Origin of the sequence: Rhodoferax sp. (assembly GCF_028689295.1) — a bacterium.
Lineage (GTDB): Bacteria > Pseudomonadota > Gammaproteobacteria > Burkholderiales > Burkholderiaceae_C > Rhodoferax.
In genome coordinates this window covers 1-3,216 of sequence record NZ_JAQTWL010000066.1, presented here as the reverse complement: position 1 = coordinate 3,216, position 3,216 = coordinate 1, and the positions used below count along the sequence as shown (strand labels likewise).

General features: G+C 54.7%; 3 protein-coding genes. 1 reads left to right on the top strand and 2 read right to left on the bottom strand.

Going from position 1 to position 3,216, the window contains the following annotated elements; genetic code table 11:
• Positions 1–201 (bottom strand): hypothetical protein (locus PHF15_RS16840; protein WP_300123023.1); only part of this gene is annotated, 201 nt, incomplete at its 3' end.
• A gap of 624 nt (positions 202–825) precedes the next feature.
• Here PHF15_RS16840 and PHF15_RS16835 point away from each other — a divergent pair.
• Entirely contained in the window at positions 826–1,536 is a 711-nt protein-coding gene (locus PHF15_RS16835) for a UPF0149 family protein (RefSeq protein WP_300123021.1), read from the top strand.
• Between the two features lie 141 nt (positions 1,537–1,677).
• On the opposite strand, the gene PHF15_RS16830 is transcribed toward PHF15_RS16835, so the two are convergent.
• Positions 1,678–2,631, bottom strand: coding sequence for a TrbI/VirB10 family protein (locus PHF15_RS16830; RefSeq protein WP_300123017.1), 954 nt, complete (start codon positions 2,629–2,631; stop codon positions 1,678–1,680).
• Positions 2,632–3,216 lie beyond the last annotated feature (585 nt).

Here is a 3,216-nt window from a genome sequence, read left to right as displayed (position 1 = left end):
GGGCACCCCTGGGTCTTCAATACCCACCCAAATGGCGCCGGGCAGGCCCACATCGGATGCGGCAACGGTGCCACGGATCGACACTGATGCAGGGGCGGGGTCATACGCCGTGCCAGCGCAAAAGACGTTGCCGCCGACGGTTTGCGCCATTGCGGCGATGCCGTGGGTCAGCAGCAAAAAGAAAGTGGAATTTTTCAGCATGGGACGGCATTCCTTTCAGGAAGGCCAGTCCAGCATCAAAACTTTGGGGTAAAGGTGGTGAACCCCCGCTGGACTGGCTTTACCCATACCGCGAAGGCGCAAATGCAATGCTTGGACGATCTTCCGATCCCATCGAAAACGTCCCTCAATTCGAAGACTTTCAATGGCCGGTTAACCAGGTCACTCATACCTGCCAGGTCCTGCGTTGCTGTCCGAAAGATTTCGAACTGCCGGTCCAAGACGAGAGCGAGGTTCGGTTACATGACTTATCGGTCGGGTTGCTCCAACGCAGTCAATCGGGCGTGCGCCGAAAAGTTGGCAATGTGCCGACGATTTCAGTGCCCGGACTCGCTGCTTATGCAGAGATGTGCATAAAGACACTAAGCTGACTTTCGTAACCGGCAGCACCGGGTTGGGTGATGTTCGATGGCGACGTTCTGTGATCGACCGCTGAAGGTCGGGTACCTAAATCCGCATCTATGAAATGATGGTCACAAAGCAGCCATTCGACTTCTCCGGTGTTGCACAGCAACAAATTCAGTGGTCTGACCTGCATCCTGCGACCGGTTCACAAAGACGCTTCTCGGTCGGATAATAGGGCAACGAATTGATGCCACCCAACCAATGATCACCCCATTCGAACCTTTGACAGAAATTGAGTTGCAGGAACTCGATCAATTCCTGCTCTTTGAGGTGCAGTCTGATGAATCCATGACCTCGGATACCCTTGATGGGTATTTGCATGCCATCGCTATTGGCCCTACGTCACTGATGCCTCAACAATGGATGCCAGGCATTTGGGGCGAAGGGGACAGCATGATGCCACCGGTCAAAAGCATTGAGCAACTTAACCGCGTCCTGAGCCTGATCATGCGTCACTTCAACAGCATCATTGCTGCAGTGGAGCAACTACCACGCGAGATATACCCCATCTGGTGCACCAGTGAGTATCGCGGGAAAGAATACGATGACGCTGAAGGATGGGCCTACGGTTTCACGGAAGGTATGAAACTGTGCCGGAAAGATTGGGAACCCCTTTTGAAAACCCCTCAAGGGCAAGCCTGGTACCGGCCAATCGGATTGCTGGGTGAAGACGACTTCTCGCCTGAGCAGGATAAGCTGACAAAAACACCAGCCCAGCGCGGCAAGCTGGCACTGCAAATTCCCGAGGCGGTTGTGGCCATGTATGAATATTGGCTGCCATACAGGCGCGCTGTCTATGAGCGACAGGTTGCCAAGTCTATGCAGGGCAAAGTGGGACGCAACGAGCCTTGCCCGTGTGGCAGTGGCAAAAAGTACAAGGTTTGCTGTGGTGCAGCTTCAGTTCTACATTGAGTCCTGAAATTGGACTGTCCAGCAGAAGATTTCTGATTCCCAATGATGGTGGTGTCATCTATCGGATGTCGAACAAGCGTTTTGACCACATGATGCGCCATCCAGAAGACGAGTTTCTGCTTCGCTTTAATGTGCTCAAAATCAGCGGTAGGTCGGCAAGATGATCGAGCGGTTGACCATGACGTTGAACGCCATGCCAGGACGAATTTGCAGGGTTGGTGAAATGTTCAGATTCTTTTGCAAAATCTTTGAGCTGACATCACTCAAGGAATTCATGGCAGCGGCAGAGGCTTGAGCCGAGCCGGACGGCGTGTTGAACGCACCCTGGTTTTGTGGTTGCGACTGTTGGGCAGCAACCCCCAAAAACGACACCAACAAAGCCGATGACCAGGTTTTCCAGAAGTGGTTATCCACCTGATCTTTAATGCCGGATTGACCCTGACCATCAGCTGCTGACATGCCGCGCAAGGAAATTCGCGAACCGTTCGGCAAAATCAGTTCATCCCAAGCCGCCAGCACCCGCGATTGACCATAAGCAACATCAGCCGAGTACCTGCCAATCAGGCGCGAGCCTTGCGGAATCACCACAGCGTCAGGTTCGCTGGTGGCATAAACAGTTTGGCGGGTCTGTGCAACGATGGTGCCTGGCAGATCCGAATTGATGCCAGACAGCATGACCGCAGGAATGACCGAGCCCGCCGTCAATTCAAACTCTCCCATTTGAGCTTTGAGTAATTCCGGCAGGTAGCCATTGTCAGCCGCTTCCTTCATGAACGCCCGGTTGCGCGCTTGGGCCACCACCGCAGGGTCCTGACCAACAGGGCTGCCCGCGGCCGGAGTGGCAGGCAAATAGCCTGAATTGTTACTTGTACCCGCCACTCCCGAGGGTGAATTCACCATGCGCATGGTCTCGCCAGTGGCAGATGCGCGCGCATTCACAGCGCGCCCATTGGCTGCTGACAGCCTTTGATCCAGACCACCCACCGGGCGCTCATCCTCAGCACCCACGCCCAAGATGCCCCCTGCAGTCGATTTGGCAGCCAGCGCGGAGCCACCCTTGCCGATGTCGGATGTTTCGGCCGAATCAGAAGCCATGATGAGACCCTGGAGTCGCTCGTACTTTCGTTTTTGCAGCCACAACCGGTGTGCCTCAGCGGGTGTCGGCGGTGATGCACCGCCACTGGCCGTTTGAGTTCCACCAGAAATGCCATTTTGAGCTGACGAGCGGGTTGTTAGCGGCCCTGTTTGTTGACCATCAGGCGTTTGAAAAGTTGGTTGACTCCTGACGGCAACGGCTCGCCGCTTGAGGTCATCAGCGTTTTCCTTGTACGGAGCCGCTTGACCCGGTGCATCACTGGCCGTCAACTGCTTTTTTGAGTCAGCATGATCACCACTTTTGCCGCTGATCATCACACCGATCAAAATAGCCGATGCCACCGTCGAGGCGCCACCCAAAAGTAAAAATTGCCCTTTTTTGGAGAGTCGCTTTGTACCCGGTGGCGGCGTATGAATTTCCAGCGGCTGACCAGGGCCATCAATGGCCGCAACATCAAGGTCCGCCTGAGCGTCCATCGGATCGTCAGTCGGAGATTTCTTGCCCAGTCTGAAGATCATTTGGCACCCCAGTTGAACAAACTGTTCTGCCCTGATTTTTCGCATTGAATAGTTTGGGCGCTGGTA

Bases quoted from the DNA above. Each gene is read 5' to 3' on its own strand.
- PHF15_RS16835 (WP_300123021.1), top strand. From the start codon at position 826: ATGATCACCCCATTCGAACCTTTGACAGAAATTGAGTTGCAGGAACTC.
- PHF15_RS16830 (WP_300123017.1), bottom strand. From the start codon at position 2,631: ATGGCTTCTGATTCGGCCGAAACATCCGACATCGGCAAGGGTGGCTCC.